Here is a 17,580-nt window from a genome sequence, read left to right as displayed (position 1 = left end):
TTTGCAACAGCCCCTTTTTATAAAAAAGATAGGAAAATGGGGAATAACTTTATTATATCTGAAAAAGTGATGAGAAAAAATGTTACAAAAATATTACAAAATAAGATATAATTAAGGAAAGAAACCTTGCGGAATATTGGACTATCGTTTATAATGAGGTGTGATATTGTAATAGGTGGTGGAAACATGAGTTATTGGATAAGAAAATTCGAGGCCACAATGTGGCTTGTTATTAAAGCGATTTTATATTTGTCATTGTTGGGTGTATTTATATTGATTTTGTCAGAAGAAAATCCATCGTTGATTCGATTGTCAAGAACAATGGGAATTACAATGACGACATTTGCTATAGTAGGTATCTTGTTTTTGAGAATTTACGGAATGTATGATGTAGGGCGAAGAAAGAGCAAACCGATCATATATTCTATTAGTTTGGCAACGTTTTTTACTGATTTAGTAGTATATTTACAATTAATGATTATGAATACGATTACACCCAGCATTACTGCGTTTAGATTAAGCAGTATAGGGGCATTAATAATAGCATATATCGTACAACTTATTGTTATTGTTATTTTTGCGTATGCGGGAAATGCACTGTTTTTTAAGATACACGAACCGGACAGTTGCTGTATCATTACGTCTTCACAGGAAAGTTTGGACTGTATTACAAGGGCTATTTCACGTTTTAGGAAACAGTATAAAATTGATTATGTTTTAGATTACAAGGATAAAAAAATATGGGAAACAATAGATAAAGCGGATACTGTGTTTATTCAAGATGTTCCTGTTGTGGAGAGAAGTGAAATTATACGGTATTGTTATAAGAAGAAGACCCATATTTATTTCAATCCGGAAATAGAAGATATTGTGGAGATGAATGCTAAGTATTACTTGCTTGACGACGTTTCTGTTTTAAATGCAAACGTTAAGGCTTGGACGATGGAACAGAGAATTGCAAAAAAACTTCTTGATATGGGACTTGCCATCGTACTTGGAATTCTGACTTCACCGATTTGGATTGTGAGTGCAATTGCAATCAAAGCATATGACGGAGGTTCTATTTTCTTTAAACAGAAACGTGCGACGCTGAACGGAAGGGTATTTGAAGTGTACAAGTTCCGTACAATGAAAGAAAATGTGGAAAATCGTTCGGTGACAGATGATGACGACAGAATTACAAAACCGGGAAAGATTTTAAGAAAAATCCGTATGGACGAACTTCCTCAGTTGCTCAACATACTAAAAGGGGATATGAGTTTTGTGGGACCGCGTCCTGAAATGTTGGAAAATGTAAATGAGTATGAAAAACAACTTCCGGAGTTTAGATATCGTCTTCGTGTAAAAGCAGGTTTGACAGGATATGCACAGATTGCAGGAAAATATAATACAACTCCGAAAGATAAACTTATTATGGACATGATGTATATAGAGCAGTTTAACATTTGGAAAGATATACAGTTGATTTTCCAGACATTTATTGTACTGTTGAAATCTGACAGTACGGAAGCATTTAAGACAAATGGCGGAGGACCGGAATACGTTTTCCATGCGGTAGAGAGCGATGAAAAGGAGTATGAATAATGAAGAAATATGATTATGTCATTGTAGGCGGAGGATTATTTGCGGGAACATTTGCTTATTTTGCGCGTAAGCAGGGTAAAAAATGTTTAGTAGTGGAAAAAAGAGAAACATTAGGTGGAAATATTTATTGTGAAGACGTGGAAGGAATCCATGTGCATAAATATGGGGCGCACATCTTCCATACAAGTAACCGCCAAGTGTGGGATTTTGTAAATTCATTGGTTGAATTTAACCGTTATACAAATTCTCCGATTGCAAATTATAAAGGTGAAATTTATAATATGCCATTCAATATGAACACATTCAGCAAAATGTGGGGTGTGGCCACACCGAAGGAAGCGAAAGAGATTATTGACAGACAGCGTGCAGTAATCAGCGGAGAGCCACAAAACCTTGAAGAGCAGGCGATCAGCTTGGTCGGAGAAGATATTTATAAGAAATTAATTAAGGGATACACTGAGAAACAATGGGGGAGAGATTGTAAAGATCTTCCGTCATTTATCATTAAAAGGTTACCGGTCAGATATACTTATGACAATAATTATTTTAATGATTTATATCAGGGTATTCCTATTGGTGGTTACAATGTTTTAATCAATGCATTGTTTGAAGGCTGCGATGTAGAACTTGGTGTAGATTACAATGAGAATAGAGAAAAATACAGCGCTTTAGGAGAAAAGGTGCTTTATACGGGAACTTTGGATTCCCTCTATGATTTCTGCTATGGGAAATTGGAATACAGAAGCCTTCATTTTGAATCAGAAGTATTAAATGAAGAGAACCATCAAGGGGTGGCGGTTGTAAACTATACGGATAGAGAAACACTGTATACCCGCGTGATTGAGCATAAACATTTTGAATATGGTACACAGGACAAGACGGTCATTACTAAAGAATATCCGGCAGACTGGAAAGAGGGAATGGAGCCGTATTATCCGATTAATGATGAGAAGAATCAGGAATTGTATCAGAAATACAGAGCAAAGGCAGATAAAGAAAGCAACTTGATTTTAGGTGGCCGTTTGGCAGAATATAAGTATTATGATATGGACAAGGTAATTGAATCTGCATTTCAGTTAGTGGAAAAAGAGTTAGCGTAAGGACAAGATGAAAGTGGGCATGAACCAGAGAGAAAAATCATTTGATATTGCAAAAGGAATTGGAATGTTAGCAGTTGTTTTAGGTCATATGTCAATTCCGGCAAAAATGGGAGATTTTATTTTTAGTTTCCATATGCCGTTATTCTTTTTGATTAACGGATATTTTTTCAAGAAAAAAGAAATTAGTGACAGTAAATATATTATAACGAAGGTGAAGACATTAATATTACCATATATAATGACATGTATTTTTGTTATTGCATTTTCTACATTATTTCAATTGCGACAAGGGATTGGAATGACAGGAATTTTAGAAAATGCAAAGTCATGGATTCTGGCTGCTCTTTATGGAAGCGGAACCTTTACACATTTTTTAAAGTGGAACTTTAGGATAATTGGGGCAATTTGGTTTTTGCTGGCAATGTTTTGGGCAGATGTTATTTTTCATTTCCTTTTAAAAAGCAAAAATCTATATGTATGGGGAACTGTACTTTCTATAATAGGTTATTTTACTGCGAAAATAGTATGGTTACCAATGAGTGTACAGGCGGGATTAAGTGCAATTTTCTTTATTCAGATAGGATATTTTATAAAACAGAAAAACATGTTACAAATATATGGGAATAACAAACAAGTATTTTGTTTATCTGCAATATTTTGGGGTATAGCGGTTATATACAGTGGAAAACTTTATATGGTTGGAAACAATTATGGAGGAGGATTTCTAGATGTGATAGGAGCCGTTAGCGCAACGTTTCTGATTTTGAAGTTTTCAAAATTTCTTGAGAAAAAATGTGGAAAAATCGCAGAATTATTAAGTTTATATGGAAAAAATTCTTTGATTGTATTATGTTTTCACTTAGTTGAATTAAATACATTTCCATGGTCCGTATTGAGTGGGAAATTTTCTTATCCGACGGGACTGGTAGTTGTATTTGCATGTAAAGTGATTTGGTCTATTGCCATGATTTATGTGGTACATAAAATAACATTATTAAGAAATGTATATTGTGGAAAACAAAAAAGTAAACGATGAAAGGGGAGTATAGTAACTGGTCAGTAACTATACAAGTAGAAAAGATGGAAAATAATATTAAAGTAAGTATCATTATGCCTGTATATAAGGTAGAAGAATATGTGGGAAAAGCCATTGAAAGTATTCAGGCACAGACATTAAAAGATTGGGAATTTTTAATTGTAGATGACGGAACTCCTGATAAAAGTGGAGAAATCTGTGATGCTTATGCAGAGAAGGATCACAGAATCCGTGTGATTCATAAAGAAAACGGTGGTGCTCCAAGTGCCAGAAACATGGCGATTGAAATGGCAAAAGGAGAATATTTCTATTTCCTTGATTCAGACGACTGGGCAGAGCCTACCATGTTAGAGGATATGTATAATCTTGCAAAACGTGACAATGCACAACTTGTTGTGGCAGGATTTTATATTGATACGTTTATTGGAGATGGTCAATTTATGACCGACAATTATGTGGTGGAAGACGCGGTTTATCCGAATAAAGAAACTTTCCGCAGAAATGCGTACAAACTATTTGACAAAAATCTTTTATATACGCCATGGAACAAATTGTTTGAGGCAAAATATGTTATGGAAAATAATTTACGTTTTCCAACAACGTTTTGGGACGATTTTCCGTTTAACGTAAGTGTGGTAAGAAATGTGGAGAGAGTTACGGTAACTGCTAAACAGTATTACCATTTCCTCAGAGCGAGAACAGAATCGGAGACAGCGGCATACAGACCGGGAATGTATGAAAAACGAGAGGAAGAGCATGGCTGGATGGTAAATCTTTACAAAGAATGGAAAGTTGGGGGACCGGAAAGCATGGAAATGATTGCAAGACGTTATATGGAACGTTTTGTTGGCTGCGTGGAAAATATTACAAACCCGAAATGTGAGATGACAGCAAAAGAAAAGAAAAAAGAAATCAAAAAAATGCTGCAGAATCCGAGAATTAATGAGATGGGTAAATTGGCAAAACCACGTTCTCTTTATATGAAAATATTGTTATTGCCGATTAAGTGGCACTGTACTTTCCTCACTTATTTAGAGGCAAAAACAATCACTTATGTGAAGACGAAAAATACAAAATTATTTACCAAATTAAAGGTGGGAAGATAATGGAGAATAGAATTGCAGTAAGTGTAATTGTTCCTGCATATAATGCGGAAAAAGTAGTTGAAAATTGTATAGGAAGTATTTCAAAACAGAGTTTAAAGGACATTGAAATTATAGCGGTTGATGATGGAAGTAAAGATTCCACAAGAAAGGTTTTGGAGAAACTGGCAGAAGGAGATAACAGAATTCGTTTAATTAAAAAAGATAAAAATGAAGGGTTAAGTGCTGCCAGAAATTCTGCGTTGGAAATTGCAACTGGAGAATATGTCGGATTTGTTGACGCAGATGACTGGGTAGAAGAAGATACCTTTGAGAGAATGTTTCGGGAAGGTAAAGGGGCAGATTTAATCGTATCCGGTTATAAACACGATACAATGGAAGAAAATAGAAAACAGGTTAATATCAGTAGAGAAGTAAAGACACAGCCGGGCTATTGGAATAAAAAAGCGGAAGTTATTTCCAGAGCCGCCTATATTGATACGGCAAAAATGTTTGCATATACATGGAACAAACTATACAGAAGAGAGATTATAGAGAGGAAGAAACTTGTTTTCTCAAAACAGGTATTAATTGAGGATTTTATTTTCAATACAGAATTTTGGAATGAAATTTCTACGTTATCCGTTGTATGTTGTACGGGATACCACTATGTAAAGGCATCAAAAGATGCGCTGACACAGAAATTTTTACCGGATTTTCTTCAAATTATGAACTTAAGATTCGATTGTATGAAAAATCTGCTTGAAAAAAATGGTGTCTATGAAGAAAATTGTAAAGAGCAGGTTGCTAATATATATATTAAGCATGCTGTTGCCGGTATTGTAAGAAATTGTTCACCGGCAGGCAATTATAGTTTTAAAGAGCAGTTTGACCGTGTGAAAAAATTACTAAAAGATACACATTCAAAAGAAGCGTGTCAAAATGCAAAAGGAAACTCTAAGCAGGAAAAGGTATGTAATTTAGTATTTAAAAGTAAAGTTGCATTGATGAATCTGTTGTTAGGAAAAATGATATATGCAATGCAGACAAAATCAAAAACAGCATTTGATAAATTGAAATAATGGAGAATATCTGATGAAGAGAATAATGTTTATTTCATGGGATATGAGTATTTTAGGCGGAATCAATCAGGTACTGGTTGGTTTGGCAAATAAACTAAGTAAAGATTACGAAGTTTATATAGTATCTCTGGTAAAAAGTGGAGAAAAAACAAAATATATTCTTAATTCTGAAATAAAAGGATTAGAATATTTAACGGAAGAAGATTGCAGAGGAAGAGAAGTTCTCATAAAAGGAAGAAAAAAATTAAGAAAATTGATTAAAGAAAAAGAGATTGATATTTTATTTTTAATGGGATTTCAGGTTTCGCTTTCGGTAATTTTGATGACATTTGGTCTGAAGTGTAAAAATGTTTTTTGCGACCATGAAGCTTTATTAAGCAGATGGCATGAAAAGAAGATTACAATGGTACGTTATATGACTTCCATTTTTTCTAAAAAAGTAATTACGCTGACGAAACAAAACGCGGAAGATTATAAAGAAAAATTCAGGTTATCTGATAAAAAGGTGGATTTTATTTATAACAGCATAACAGAAGAGGTATTGAATAACTGTTCAGAATATAATTCTGATTCCAAAATTATTTTATCCGTTGGAAGATTCAGTAAAGAAAAGGGATATGATATTTTAGTGGAAGTTGCGAGAAAGGTGTTGGGAAAGCACGAAGACTGGAAATGGTACATTTATGGAAATGGAGATACATTTTTTGAGATAGAGCAACAAATAAAAAAAGAAAAGTTGGACAAGCAGGTTATTCTGAAAGGAGAAGTATCAGATGTTTCGTCAATTTATGGACAGGCGGGAATATTTGTTTTAACTTCTTATAGAGAGGGGTTACCATTAGTTTTACTGGAAGCAAAGGCGAATCATTTGCCGTGTGTTAGTTTCGATATTATAAGCGGACCAAAAGAAATTATCCGGGATAAAGTTGATGGTATTCTTGTTCCGCCATATGATAGAGAAAAAATGGCAGAAACAATAGAAAAGTTGATTTGTGATACTTCGTTAAGGAAAAATATGGCGGAGAAGGCAGAAGAAAATTTATCAAAATTTTCTGAGAAAGAGATTATGAAACAATGGAAACGATTAATAGAAGAGTTATAAAAGAAGGTGAATAGGTGAAAAGTTTGTTTTGGGAAAAAGGTGAGTTTAAACTTTGGATATTACTATTATGTGCATATCACTTTTTTCCTTTTATTACGACAAAAGGGAGTATAGTATTATATATATGGGCTTACGTTATTCCTCTTGCGTATATTGCATTGAATTTGAACTATCTGAAGAAAATAGTTTCGTCTATTGCACATTCAGAGGCGTTGATTTGCGTATCAGGGATAGTCTTGTTAATCTGTTTAAGTCTAATTATACCGGTTATTTATAATACGGGGGATTTTACTTATCTGACAGACTCGATATTAGGCATGATAAAAATCCTAATACGAATGCTATTTATAGTACTTGTAATTATTAAAAATATCCCGGAAGCAACAAAAGAAACGTTTATGAAGTATTTCATATATTCCTGTTGTTTATACATCTGCAGTACAATTATTATGATGCTTTTTCCAAGTATAAAAGATATTTTTTATCAGTTGATAAAAGAAAGTGATCATTCTAAATTAATGGCTATGGATGCAAGATATAAAACAAGATACGGCTGGGGCGGATTTTCAGGTTTTGAATATACATTCAAATGTGTGCTGGCTATTATATTTAACAGTTATCTTATTGAAACGAGAATAAAACAAAAACGAATTTGGATGAATGTGGGAATTTCATTATTTCTATTAGTAGGAACTTTGTTTTATGGAAGGGTAGGTTCACTATTTGGCGGTTGCGTGCTGGTTGTACTGTTCATCAGACTTATGAAAAAACGTCCGAAGATTTTAGTCGGCGTAATTGTAGCAGGATTGATGGGCTGTATTGCACTTTTTGTTTTGCAAAGTAGAAATGAAACCATTAAAACATGGTTTAACTGGGCGTTTGATTTGTTTGTTACTTTTGCAAAAATAGGAAAATTTGAAACCGAGTCATCTAATGTGTTGATAGAGCAGATGCTTTTTGTTCCTGAAATAAAAACAATTTTGTTTGGAGATGGAATGTACACAACTTTGACCGGATATTATATGTCAACAGATGCAGGGATTATGCGGTCGCTATTATTTGGTGGTTTAGGATTTGCGTTATTGAGATATTTGAGTTTTTATATACCACTCGGTCTAAGCATGTTTAAGAAAAGAATGAACTCAGCAGACAAAACAATGTATTTGTGGGTATTGTTACTTTGTGTTGTCTTTGAGATAAAGGGAGAAATACTCTTTTCATGCATACCGATATTTATATGGATAATGGCAATGGAACAATATGAACGATGGAGGAAAAAAGAATGGAACGAGATTTAAGTTTTGGAAAATTATGTAAAATGTATATTTTAAACATTTGGGTGATTATTTTGGCGGGAATTATTGTTGCTGGGGCAATGGGTGCTGTTTTGAAAGGAAAATCAGAGGCGTCAGTAACACAAAGTGTTTATTTAGTGTATGACTTGGATACAGAGCAGAAAGAAACACTTGAAACGAAAAGAAGTGTTTATTTTGATGCGTATAAAGGTTTAATAAGTGGAAACACATTATTAGATTCAAATGAATTTTCAAAAGAAGAAAAAGCGCTTTTAAGTAGCATTACAACAGAAGTAGAATCAAGTTGTTATACACTTACAATGCAGGCACAAAATGTAGAACAAGATGAAGAATTATTAAATCGTTATGTGAAAGCATCTGAAAAATGGATGCAGGAAAAATACAAAGATGACAGTATTAGTGTAGAAACATTGAAAAAGGTAAGTACAAGCAATGAAGGTGGAATTAGCATTATGAAAATTGCTTTAGGATTTATTGTCGGTGCAATTTTAGCAGCATTAGGGTTATTTATCTGGTTTGTATCGGATAAAAAAATCCGAACAGAAGAAGATGTGCAGTATTATATGGAACTTGAATGTCTGACTACAGTAAGAAGGAGATAGTTATGGGAAGAGCAATGGTTGATATTGAGAACTTAAGAGAAATTGTTTTATTATCTGAATCTAAAGTTTGGGGAATTACCAGTTTATCAAGAAAGACAGGAAAAACTTTTGTGGCACGTCAACTTGTAGAAAATCTGTTAAAAGCAGGTAAGAAAGTTGTATATCTGTCTTTCCAAAAAGAAAGTGGCGAGGAAACAAAGAATTTTTTAGAAAAAGAATTAAAAAAAGCAGAGAATGTATCAGGCTCGGTGAAAAGTGTTGTATTAAAGGATACTCTCCATTTAGAAGAAATCGTATATAGTGAAAAATTTGTACAGCTGGTTGAAGAGTACAAAAAAGAATATGATTATATCATTATGGATATGATGAGTATGGAAGAAAATAGTATCGCAAAGAAGATTGCAAGCGTTTGCGAAAACAACTTCATTGTTGTTGCGAAAGATTGCGAAAATGGAGAAGAAGTAGGAAAAATGGTACATCAGTTGAAAACATTAAATATCCGTTTGGCGGGGATTGTTTTGAACGAGTATCACGAGAAGAAGAAATGGCTTAGAATGTAAGGAGGAGCAAAATGAGAACATATTTAGTAACAGGCGGAGCAGGGTTTATCGGCTCAAACTATATTCACTATATGTTAAAAACTTATGGGGAAAACATTAAAGTTATTAATGTGGACAAGTTAACTTATGCAGGAAACTTGGAAAATTTGTCAGAGGTAGAAAATCTTCCAAACTATCAATTTGTAAGAGCAGATATTTGTGACAGAGATTCAATTGAAAAAATATTTGCAGAAAATGAAATTGACAGAGTAGTTCATTTTGCAGCAGAAAGCCATGTGGACAGAAGCATTAAAGAACCGGAAGTTTTTATTAAGACAAATGTGCTTGGAACTTTAGTATTATTAAACGCCGCAAAAAAAGCATGGGAAATTGATGACGGTGTTTATAAAGAAGATAAAAAATTCCTTCATGTGTCTACAGATGAAGTATATGGTTCTCTGGAAAATAGTGATGAATATTTTTACGAAACAACGCCATATGATCCACACAGTCCTTACTCTGCTAGTAAAGCATCATCAGATTTCTTAGTAAAAGCGTATATGGACACATATCGTTTCCCTGCAAATATTACAAACTGCAGTAATAATTACGGACCATATCAGTTTCCTGAAAAACTGATTCCACTTGTGATTAATAATGCATTGAAAGGAGAAAAACTTCCGGTATACGGTGATGGGAAAAATGTGAGAGATTGGTTATTTGTAGAAGATCATGTCAGAGGAATTGATGCTGTTCAGGAAAAGGGCAGATTATATGAGACATATAACATTGGCGGACATAACGAAAAACAAAACATTGAAATTATACACATTATTTTAGATACATTATTAGAACTTTTGCCGGAAAATGACGAGAGAAGAAAAAATATTTCAGAGTCACTCATTACTTATGTAACAGATAGAAAAGGGCATGACAGACGTTATGCAATTGCACCGGATAAAATAGAAAAAGAAGTGGGCTGGACACCTGAAACAAAATTTGAAGTGGGTATTAAAAAGACAATTCAGTGGTATTTGGAGCATGAAGACTGGATGAAAAACGTCACAAGCGGTTCTTATCAGCAATACTACAAAGAAATGTATGGAAATCAATAATATATTTCAGAAGAATTGGAGATGAAAAGATGAAAAAAAGAAAAGGAATTATTCTTGCAGGAGGAACAGGCAGTAGATTGTATCCTATAACAAAAGTGATTTCAAAACAAATTGTTCCTATATATGATAAACCGATGATTTATTATCCGTTATCTATTTTATTATTGGCAGACATTCGGGAAATTTTAATTATTTCCACACCAAAAGATATTGACGGATTTAGAAATTTATTGGGTGACGGACATAAAATGGGAATTGAACTTTCTTATGCTGTTCAGGAGCAGCCGAATGGTTTGGCGGAGGCTTTTATCATTGGAGAAGATTTTATTGGAGATGATGACGTAGCATTAATTTTAGGTGATAATATTTTTTACGGACAAAGTTTGTCAGATGTATTGAAGAATGCTACAGCGAGAGAAGAAGGGGCAACTATTTTCGGATATTATGTTAAAGAACCAAGCGCATATGGAGTTGTGGAGTTTGATGATGAACTAAACGTATTGTCAATTGAAGAAAAACCGGAAAACCCAAAAACAAATTATGCCGTGCCGGGATTATACTTCTATGATAATGATGTTGTGGAGATTGCCAAGAATGTACAACCTTCAGCAAGAGGAGAAAAAGAAATTACGAGTGTAAACAACGAATATTTGAAGCGAGGAAAGTTGAAAGTAGAGTTACTTGGAAGAGGTTTTGCGTGGCTTGATACGGGAACGCCGGACGGATTGTTGGAAGCAGCAAACTTTGTTGCGACTTTCCAAAAAAGACAAGGCTTATATGTGTCATGTATTGAGGAAATTGCATATAAGAGAGGATTTATTGACAGCAAACAGTTAGAAAAACTGGCATTAGAATTGCCTAATACGCCGTACGGAGAATATTTGCTGGAACTTTCCAAAGGACATTAAGAGAAGTAAAGAGGAAAAAAGATGAAACAGGATTTACTTGTAACAATTATTGTTTTAACATATAAAGATTTTAGTGGTTTGAACAAAACAGTTGAAGCAATTCTTGAGCAGACTTATCAGAATATAGAAATTATAATTAGTGATGATGGTTCGGAAAACTATCAGGAAGATATGTTTTTACCTTTCCAAAAGAAAGCAGAGGCAGAAAATAAAAAAATTATTTTAAAACATCATGCTCAAAATGAAGGGACAGTAAAAAATATTAATGGCGCATTAGAATTGGCAACAGGAGATATTATTGGCTTTTTAGGTTGTGGCGATTATTATGCTTCAAAAGAAATTATTAAAGAAATAGTAGATGAGTTTTTGAAAAAGGACGCAGAAGTTGTTACAGGAAAAATGAAAGGAATTTCACTTTCTAATCCTCAAAGAACAACATGTTTACCGGAGAAACATCTTATTAAATTATTAAAGGAAGGAAATAGAGATAAGATTTATCGAAAAATGTTTAATGAGAATTGTTTTTGTGCTCCGGCAACATTTTATAAAAAAGATGTTTATGACAAAGTGGGAAAATACGATGAAAGAATGCGACTTATTGAAGATTACCCATTTATGTTTAAACTGGTTCGGAACCATATAAAAATAGTCTTTATGGATAGATATGTTACAATTTACTTATTTGACGGTGTTTCAAGTGGAAAACAGAGTCCGGCAATTTGCGCAGATTTGGAAAAAATAAAGAAATATGTGCTTTTGCCACACATAGAAGAGTGTGACCGAAGGAGCAGAAGATTATTTTTATATAATTATGAAAGAAAGAATACAAAATCGGTAACAGAAAAATTGTGTGTAACAATAAAATACTTTGACCAGTTTTTATATTGGCAGTATAAACGTGTTGACGGTATTTGTAAGGCACAGAGGCGAAAATAATGGTTTCTAATACAAAAATAATTGAATTTAAAGATATTATAAACACAAAGAACAGTACAAAATATATGGGACATTTAGTACCAATTGAAGTTGGAGAAGATATTCCGTTTGTAGTAAATCGGTTATATTATATTACCGACGTTCCAAAGAATGAAACAAGAGGCTATCACTCACACAATGATTTGGAACAGGTACTTATTTGTTTACATGGCAGTGTAACAATCAAAGTCAACACTCCATATGAAGAAGAATATGTTGTTTTGAATAAAGTCAATCAAGGGTTATATATAGGTCCGATGGTTTGGCGGGAAATGTATGATTTTTCTGATGATGCGGTGTTGCTTGTATTGGCATCAAAGCATTATGATGAAGCGGATTATATAAGAGATTATAATGAATACTGCCATATGGCAGAAGCGTATTTTGAAGGAGGAAGAAAAGCACATGATACCATTTAATGATTTTCATATTATGCACAAAGAATTAAAAAATGAAATGGGAGAAATGTTTCAGCAGGTGTTCGATAAAAACTGGTTTATCCAGGGAGAACAAGAGGAAACATTTAACAAAAAATTTGCTCAATATTGTGGAGCAAAATATTGTATAGGTGTAGGAAATGGTTTGGAAGCATTGCGAATGATTCTTCAAGCCTATGATATAGGAGAAGGAGACGAAGTTATTGTACCTTCAAATACATTTATTGCTACAGCATTGGCAGTGACATATGTGGGAGCAAAATTAGTTTTTGTAGAACCGGATATTGAGACATATACAATTAATCCAGATCTTATAGAAGAGAAAATTACAGAGAGAACAAAAGCCATTATAGCAGTTCATTTATATGGGCAGACATGTGATATGGACGGTATTTTAGAAATTGCTAAAAAACATAATTTAAAAGTAATTGAAGATGCAGCACAGGCACACGGAGCAGAGTATAAAGGAAAAAAAGCCGGAAATTTGGGAGATGCAGCAGGATTTAGTTTTTATCCGGGTAAAAATTTAGGCGCTTTGGGAGATGCAGGAGCGATTACAACAAACGATGAAGAACTTGCCAAAAAAGTACGTGCAATTGGAAATTATGGTTCAGAGAAAAAATACAATCATATTTATAAAGGCACTAATTCAAGATTAGACGAGATGCAGGCAGGATTTTTAAATGTAAAATTGGGGCATTTAGATAAATGGAATGAAAGAAGAAGAAAAATTGCAGACTGTTACCTAAATGAAATTAAAAATCCAAATATTGTACTTCCAACGGTGAAGGAAGAGAATGTACCCGTATGGCATATTTTTGCAATTCGTTCAGAGAGAAGAGAAGAATTAATAGAGTATCTTTCCGAAAATAATATCGGAACAATGATTCATTATCCGATTCCGATTCATTTACAAAAAGCATACGAAGATTTGGGACATAAGCAGGGAGATTATCCGATTGCGGAAAAAATTTCAAATGAACAAATCAGTTTGCCTATGTTCTATGGATTAAAGGACGAAGAAGTAGACCATATCATTTCATGTTTAAATGCATGGAAATAAATAGAGGGATATATATGAAAAGAGGAAAAAATGTTATTTTGGAAGAAGGCGTTTTTGTAGGGAATGATGTTATTTTGGGTGATAACGTATATATCGAACGTGGAACGATTATCCATGATAATGTAGAGATTGGTGCTAATACATTTATTGGTGCTAATAGCATTCTCGGAGAACATCTTGCAGGATATTATAGAGACAGAGAAAATTACAAACAGCCTAAACTGGTTATTGGCGAAGGAAGTCTGATTCGCAGTGGAGCGATTATTTATGGTGATGTAAAAGTTGGTAAAGAATTTCAGACGGGTCACCGTGTTACAATAAGAGAGAATACAACCATAGGAGACTGCGTAAGGATAGGGACAAATTCAGATATTCAAGATGGTGTAGAAATCGGCAATTATGTTAACATTCACAGTGATGTATTTATCAGTGCGGATAATAAAATTCATGACTATGTTTGGATTTGTCCAAGAGTACTGTTTGCCAATGATTTTACTCCACCATCAAATGAAATTAAAGGTTCAATTGTGGAGAGTTTTTCAACAATCTGTTCCAACACAACTATTCTTCCGGGGACACACATTAGACAAAACGTGTTAGTTTGTGCAGGTGCAGTTATGGGTGGTGATTCCGAAGAGGGCTTTACTTATAAAGGAATTCCTGCAAAAAAAGGAAAACCAATAAGTGAAGTGAAAAATCATATTACGGGAGAGGAAGCATATCCGTGGCCTTTACATTTTGACAGAGGAATGCCATGGGAAAAAGAAACATTTGAAGAATGGAGTAATTCATGAAACGTTTTATAAATTTATATAAAAATTTATCGAATGAAGCAAAGGCGTCAGCGTGGTTTGTCGTCTGTAATATTATTCAAAAAGGAATTTCTTTTTTCACAATTCCTATTTTTACAAGATTATTAACAACTGAAGAATACGGTATGACAAATGTATACCAGTCGTGGATGAGCCTGATTATTATTTTTGCAACCTTAAATTTGCAGTATGGTGTTTTTAATACTGCGATGATTAAGTTTGAAGAGGATAGGGATAGGTTCATCTCTTCTTTACAGGGGTTAAGCACTGCTTTTACAGTAGGCATTTTTGCGATTTATTTTATAGCACATAAAAGTTGGGATTCTTTATTAGGACTTCCGTTTGTGCTCATGCTGACAATGTTTGCTGAATTATTTACCTCACCGGCCTTAGGATTTTGGTCAGGAAAACAGAGATTTGATATTAAATACAAAGGGCTTGTATCTTTAACTCTGTTGATTGCAGTATTAAGTCCAGTTATAGGAATTTTATTAGTTATTCCTGCTGAAAACAGAGGTGTGGCACGTATTATCGGGTGTGCCATGGCGAATATTATTGTCGGCTTAATATTATATTTTTATAATTGGAAAAAAGGAAAATCATTATATGTAAAAGAATACTGGATTTTTGCCTTAAAATTTAATTTACCGCTTATTCCATATTATTTATCACAGATGGTATTTAATCAGTCAGACAGATTGATGATTGATTATTTAAGTGGTAGAGATAAGGCGGGAATTTATGGAGTGGCATATTCCATGGGGTTAGTATTGAACTTTGTTATCAATGCGATTAATGGTTCATTTGTTCCGTGGACATATAAAAGTATACGAGATAAAAAGCAGAAAAATATTAAAAATATTGCAAATGGAATTTCTATATTAGTTGCGGTTATGTTAAGTTTATTGATTCTGATAACGCCGGAATTAATGAGATTTATCGCAGGACCTGAATACTATGAGGCAATTTGGGTTGTGCCACCAATTGCAGCCAGTCTGTTCTTTTTATTTATGTCACAATTATCAATTAATATTGAATTTTATTTCGGAGAAAATACACTGCTAATAAAAGGTTCAATTATCAGCGCACTTGTCAATGTAGTATTAAACTTCATTTTTATTCAGATGTTTGGTTACATTGCAGCGGGATATACAACCTTAATTGCATATATTATTTTCTGCCTGACAAACTATTCGTGCATGAAAAAGATATGTAAAAAAGAGTTTGGGGAAGAAAATTGGAAATTATACGATACAAAATTTTTAAGTATATTAAGCATTGGATTTTTAATAACTATGGTTGTACTGACGGTTTTATATCCATTTGTTATTGTAAGATATGTAATTATTGCTGCTATTTTGTTTGTATTATTCTTGAAACGCAAACTTATAATCGAGAAAATAAAAGAAGTTCGTAAAGGATAAGAAGAGAAGGTTTATGGGCATGTTAAACAGGTTTAAAGCAAAAATAAACGAGATATATTTGGATAGCACGATACCATACAATAATATAAGTAAAAAAATGGTATGTGCGTTAAAACAACGTATCACGAAAGAAGATTTCAAAACTTTTCAGAAACTAAAAAAGTTGAAAAAGAAACAGAATAATCTAGATAAAAAAATCAGGATAGTATTTTTATTACAAATGCCGGAAGTATGGGGAAAACAACAGATTGTGTATGAGGAAATGAAGAAAAGAGATAACATAGAAACAATTATCTTTACTATTCCGGAATATGACATAAAAACAGGCGGTCACAAAGAAGACATTGCTTATGACTATGCGGTGAAAGAAGGGTTAACGGAAATTGTTCAATCCGAAAAAAACGGAAACTGGGTTTCTCTGAAAGAATTACAGCCGGACTATGTATTTTATCAGAGACCGTATGAGACATATCTTCCGGAAGTCTATCGAAGTAAAAATGTTTTGGAATATGCAAAAACCTGTTACATACCATATGCAATTTTTGCGTCTATATCAAGTGCGATGAATTTAGAATATGAAAGAGGATTTGCACGAAATATTTATTATCATTTTGTTAGTAATTTGGAAATGGAACATTTAGTAAGGCATAAATTTTCTATTACATCAAAACTGGGATTGAGACAGGTAAAATATTTAGGAGTGCCTATATTGGAAAGTGTTTTGAAAACTGCTGTTAAAGGCGAAGATAATGAAGTATGGAAAAATTGGGGAAGTCAACAAGGGCAGTTAAAGGTATTATGGACTCCAAGATGGACTGTTGATGAAAAATTAGGGGGAAGCCATTTCTTTCATTATAAAGATAAGTTTACAGAACTAGTCCGAGATGATAAAAACATTTATTTTTCTTTTCGGCCACACCCAATGGCATTTGATAACTATGTAAAAGAAAAATTAATGTCTGTAGAACAAGTGGAAAAATTAAAAAAAGAATATGCAGAAACGTCCAATATGGTTATTGATAGTCACAGAGGCTATGTTGATACATTTTGGGGAGCAGATGTTCTTATTACGGATATTTCTTCTATGATGATGGAATTCTTTGTGACAGGTAAACCAATTATTTTTTGCGGAACAAATATGGCATTGGATTCTTTACATAAAGAAGTTGTAGGAACATTGTATAAGGGAAATACATGGCAAGAAATAGCAGACGCATTAGAGCAATTAAAATCAGGAAATGACTATTTGCAGGAACAAAGAAGTCAAGTGATTAAACGATGGTTTGCAAATATGGACAAGACATCAGAAAAAATAGTTGATGCGATAGTGAAGGATTATCAACTTTCTTGTACAACAAACAAAAAAATGATATACTAGTCAGAGTATAGTGAATATAAAAATA

The 17,580-nt window shown here is 33.4% G+C and carries 17 protein-coding genes; all 17 read left to right on the top strand.

The genetic code is table 11. The features are described 5' to 3' along the window. Positions 1-186 precede the first annotated feature (186 nt). Positions 187-1,584: a sugar transferase gene (locus ACYQ35_RS11005; RefSeq protein ID WP_459833517.1), complete on the top strand. Its 1,398-nt coding sequence runs from the start codon at positions 187-189 to the stop codon at positions 1,582-1,584. Then, the gene (glf, locus tag ACYQ35_RS11000) at positions 1,584-2,684 is read left to right on the top strand and encodes a UDP-galactopyranose mutase (RefSeq protein ID WP_459833512.1); all 1,101 of its coding nucleotides are present in this window, start codon (positions 1,584-1,586) and stop codon (positions 2,682-2,684) included. The genes ACYQ35_RS11005 and glf overlap by 1 nt, the downstream gene beginning before the upstream one ends. Before the next feature lie 19 nt (positions 2,685-2,703). Further along, on the top strand, positions 2,704-3,720 hold the full coding sequence (locus ACYQ35_RS10995) for an acyltransferase family protein (protein WP_172618735.1): 1,017 nt from the start codon (positions 2,704-2,706) through the stop codon (positions 3,718-3,720). Further along, entirely contained in the window at positions 3,717-4,826 is a 1,110-nt protein-coding gene (locus ACYQ35_RS10990; RefSeq protein ID WP_459833508.1) for a glycosyltransferase family 2 protein, read from the top strand. The genes ACYQ35_RS10995 and ACYQ35_RS10990 overlap by 4 nt, the downstream gene beginning before the upstream one ends. Next, the gene (locus ACYQ35_RS10985) at positions 4,826-5,884 is read left to right on the top strand and encodes a glycosyltransferase family 2 protein (protein WP_459833505.1); all 1,059 of its coding nucleotides are present in this window, start codon (positions 4,826-4,828) and stop codon (positions 5,882-5,884) included. The genes ACYQ35_RS10990 and ACYQ35_RS10985 overlap by 1 nt, the downstream gene beginning before the upstream one ends. Positions 5,885-5,897: 13 nt before the next feature. Beyond that, positions 5,898-6,986 (top strand): glycosyltransferase family 4 protein, encoded by a 1,089-nt coding sequence (locus ACYQ35_RS10980; RefSeq protein WP_459833501.1) that lies wholly within the window; start codon positions 5,898-5,900, stop codon positions 6,984-6,986. A gap of 449 nt (positions 6,987-7,435) precedes the next feature. Further along, the gene (locus tag ACYQ35_RS10975; protein WP_459833498.1) at positions 7,436-8,284 is read left to right on the top strand and encodes a hypothetical protein; all 849 of its coding nucleotides are present in this window, start codon (positions 7,436-7,438) and stop codon (positions 8,282-8,284) included. Next, on the top strand, positions 8,269-8,904 hold the full coding sequence (locus ACYQ35_RS10970) for a YveK family protein (protein WP_459833495.1): 636 nt from the start codon (positions 8,269-8,271) through the stop codon (positions 8,902-8,904). Before ACYQ35_RS10975 ends, ACYQ35_RS10970 begins: the two co-directional genes overlap by 16 nt. A gap of 2 nt (positions 8,905-8,906) precedes the next feature. Further along, on the top strand, positions 8,907-9,464 hold the full coding sequence (locus ACYQ35_RS10965; protein WP_009460465.1) for a P-loop NTPase family protein: 558 nt from the start codon (positions 8,907-8,909) through the stop codon (positions 9,462-9,464). A gap of 11 nt (positions 9,465-9,475) precedes the next feature. After that, positions 9,476-10,558: a dTDP-glucose 4,6-dehydratase gene (gene rfbB, locus ACYQ35_RS10960; protein WP_009460466.1), complete on the top strand. Its 1,083-nt coding sequence runs from the start codon at positions 9,476-9,478 to the stop codon at positions 10,556-10,558. A 29-nt stretch (positions 10,559-10,587) separates the two neighbouring features. Next, positions 10,588-11,466, top strand: a complete 879-nt coding sequence (gene rfbA / locus ACYQ35_RS10955) for a glucose-1-phosphate thymidylyltransferase RfbA (RefSeq protein WP_009460467.1) — start codon at positions 10,588-10,590, stop codon at positions 11,464-11,466. Between the two features lie 21 nt (positions 11,467-11,487). Next, entirely contained in the window at positions 11,488-12,402 is a 915-nt protein-coding gene (locus tag ACYQ35_RS10950; protein ID WP_009460468.1) for a glycosyltransferase, read from the top strand. Then, complete coding sequence (locus tag ACYQ35_RS10945) at positions 12,402-12,860, top strand: sugar 3,4-ketoisomerase (protein ID WP_459833488.1); 459 nt, start codon at positions 12,402-12,404, stop codon at positions 12,858-12,860. The genes ACYQ35_RS10950 and ACYQ35_RS10945 overlap by 1 nt, the downstream gene beginning before the upstream one ends. Next, a complete protein-coding gene (locus ACYQ35_RS10940; RefSeq protein WP_459833485.1) occupies positions 12,847-13,941 on the top strand; it encodes a DegT/DnrJ/EryC1/StrS family aminotransferase in 1,095 nt (364 codons plus the stop codon). Before ACYQ35_RS10945 ends, ACYQ35_RS10940 begins: the two co-directional genes overlap by 14 nt. Positions 13,942-13,955: 14 nt before the next feature. Next, positions 13,956-14,735, top strand: a complete 780-nt coding sequence (locus ACYQ35_RS10935) for a DapH/DapD/GlmU-related protein (RefSeq protein ID WP_009460471.1) — start codon at positions 13,956-13,958, stop codon at positions 14,733-14,735. Continuing rightward, positions 14,732-16,177, top strand: a complete 1,446-nt coding sequence (locus ACYQ35_RS10930; RefSeq protein ID WP_009460472.1) for a lipopolysaccharide biosynthesis protein — start codon at positions 14,732-14,734, stop codon at positions 16,175-16,177. Before ACYQ35_RS10935 ends, ACYQ35_RS10930 begins: the two co-directional genes overlap by 4 nt. 19 nt (positions 16,178-16,196) lie before the next feature. Continuing rightward, positions 16,197-17,555 carry a CDP-glycerol glycerophosphotransferase family protein gene (locus ACYQ35_RS10925; RefSeq protein ID WP_009460473.1) on the top strand — a complete coding sequence of 453 codons (1,359 nt, stop codon included), beginning with the start codon at positions 16,197-16,199 and terminating at the stop codon, positions 17,553-17,555. Positions 17,556-17,580: the final 25 nt, after the last annotated feature.

The organism is Faecalimonas hominis, assembly GCF_054660755.1.
This window is presented reverse-complemented; position numbering and strand designations above follow the sequence as displayed.

What these genes read in the sequence shown, in the direction of transcription:
- ACYQ35_RS11005 (WP_459833517.1), top strand. Translation starts at nt 187, where the DNA reads ATGAGTTATTGGATAAGAAAATTCGAGGCCACAATGTGGCTTGTTATT.
- glf (WP_459833512.1), top strand. Translation starts at nt 1,584, where the DNA reads ATGAAGAAATATGATTATGTCATTGTAGGCGGAGGATTATTTGCGGGA.
- ACYQ35_RS10995 (WP_172618735.1), top strand. Translation starts at nt 2,704, where the DNA reads ATGAACCAGAGAGAAAAATCATTTGATATTGCAAAAGGAATTGGAATG.
- ACYQ35_RS10990 (WP_459833508.1), top strand. Translation starts at nt 3,717, where the DNA reads ATGAAAGGGGAGTATAGTAACTGGTCAGTAACTATACAAGTAGAAAAG.
- ACYQ35_RS10985 (WP_459833505.1), top strand. Translation starts at nt 4,826, where the DNA reads ATGGAGAATAGAATTGCAGTAAGTGTAATTGTTCCTGCATATAATGCG.
- ACYQ35_RS10980 (WP_459833501.1), top strand. Translation starts at nt 5,898, where the DNA reads ATGAAGAGAATAATGTTTATTTCATGGGATATGAGTATTTTAGGCGGA.
- ACYQ35_RS10975 (WP_459833498.1), top strand. Translation starts at nt 7,436, where the DNA reads ATGATGCTTTTTCCAAGTATAAAAGATATTTTTTATCAGTTGATAAAA.
- ACYQ35_RS10970 (WP_459833495.1), top strand. Translation starts at nt 8,269, where the DNA reads ATGGAACGAGATTTAAGTTTTGGAAAATTATGTAAAATGTATATTTTA.
- ACYQ35_RS10965 (WP_009460465.1), top strand. Translation starts at nt 8,907, where the DNA reads ATGGGAAGAGCAATGGTTGATATTGAGAACTTAAGAGAAATTGTTTTA.
- rfbB (WP_009460466.1), top strand. Translation starts at nt 9,476, where the DNA reads ATGAGAACATATTTAGTAACAGGCGGAGCAGGGTTTATCGGCTCAAAC.
- rfbA (WP_009460467.1), top strand. Translation starts at nt 10,588, where the DNA reads ATGAAAAAAAGAAAAGGAATTATTCTTGCAGGAGGAACAGGCAGTAGA.
- ACYQ35_RS10950 (WP_009460468.1), top strand. Translation starts at nt 11,488, where the DNA reads ATGAAACAGGATTTACTTGTAACAATTATTGTTTTAACATATAAAGAT.
- ACYQ35_RS10945 (WP_459833488.1), top strand. Translation starts at nt 12,402, where the DNA reads ATGGTTTCTAATACAAAAATAATTGAATTTAAAGATATTATAAACACA.
- ACYQ35_RS10940 (WP_459833485.1), top strand. Translation starts at nt 12,847, where the DNA reads ATGATACCATTTAATGATTTTCATATTATGCACAAAGAATTAAAAAAT.
- ACYQ35_RS10935 (WP_009460471.1), top strand. Translation starts at nt 13,956, where the DNA reads ATGAAAAGAGGAAAAAATGTTATTTTGGAAGAAGGCGTTTTTGTAGGG.
- ACYQ35_RS10930 (WP_009460472.1), top strand. Translation starts at nt 14,732, where the DNA reads ATGAAACGTTTTATAAATTTATATAAAAATTTATCGAATGAAGCAAAG.
- ACYQ35_RS10925 (WP_009460473.1), top strand. Translation starts at nt 16,197, where the DNA reads ATGTTAAACAGGTTTAAAGCAAAAATAAACGAGATATATTTGGATAGC.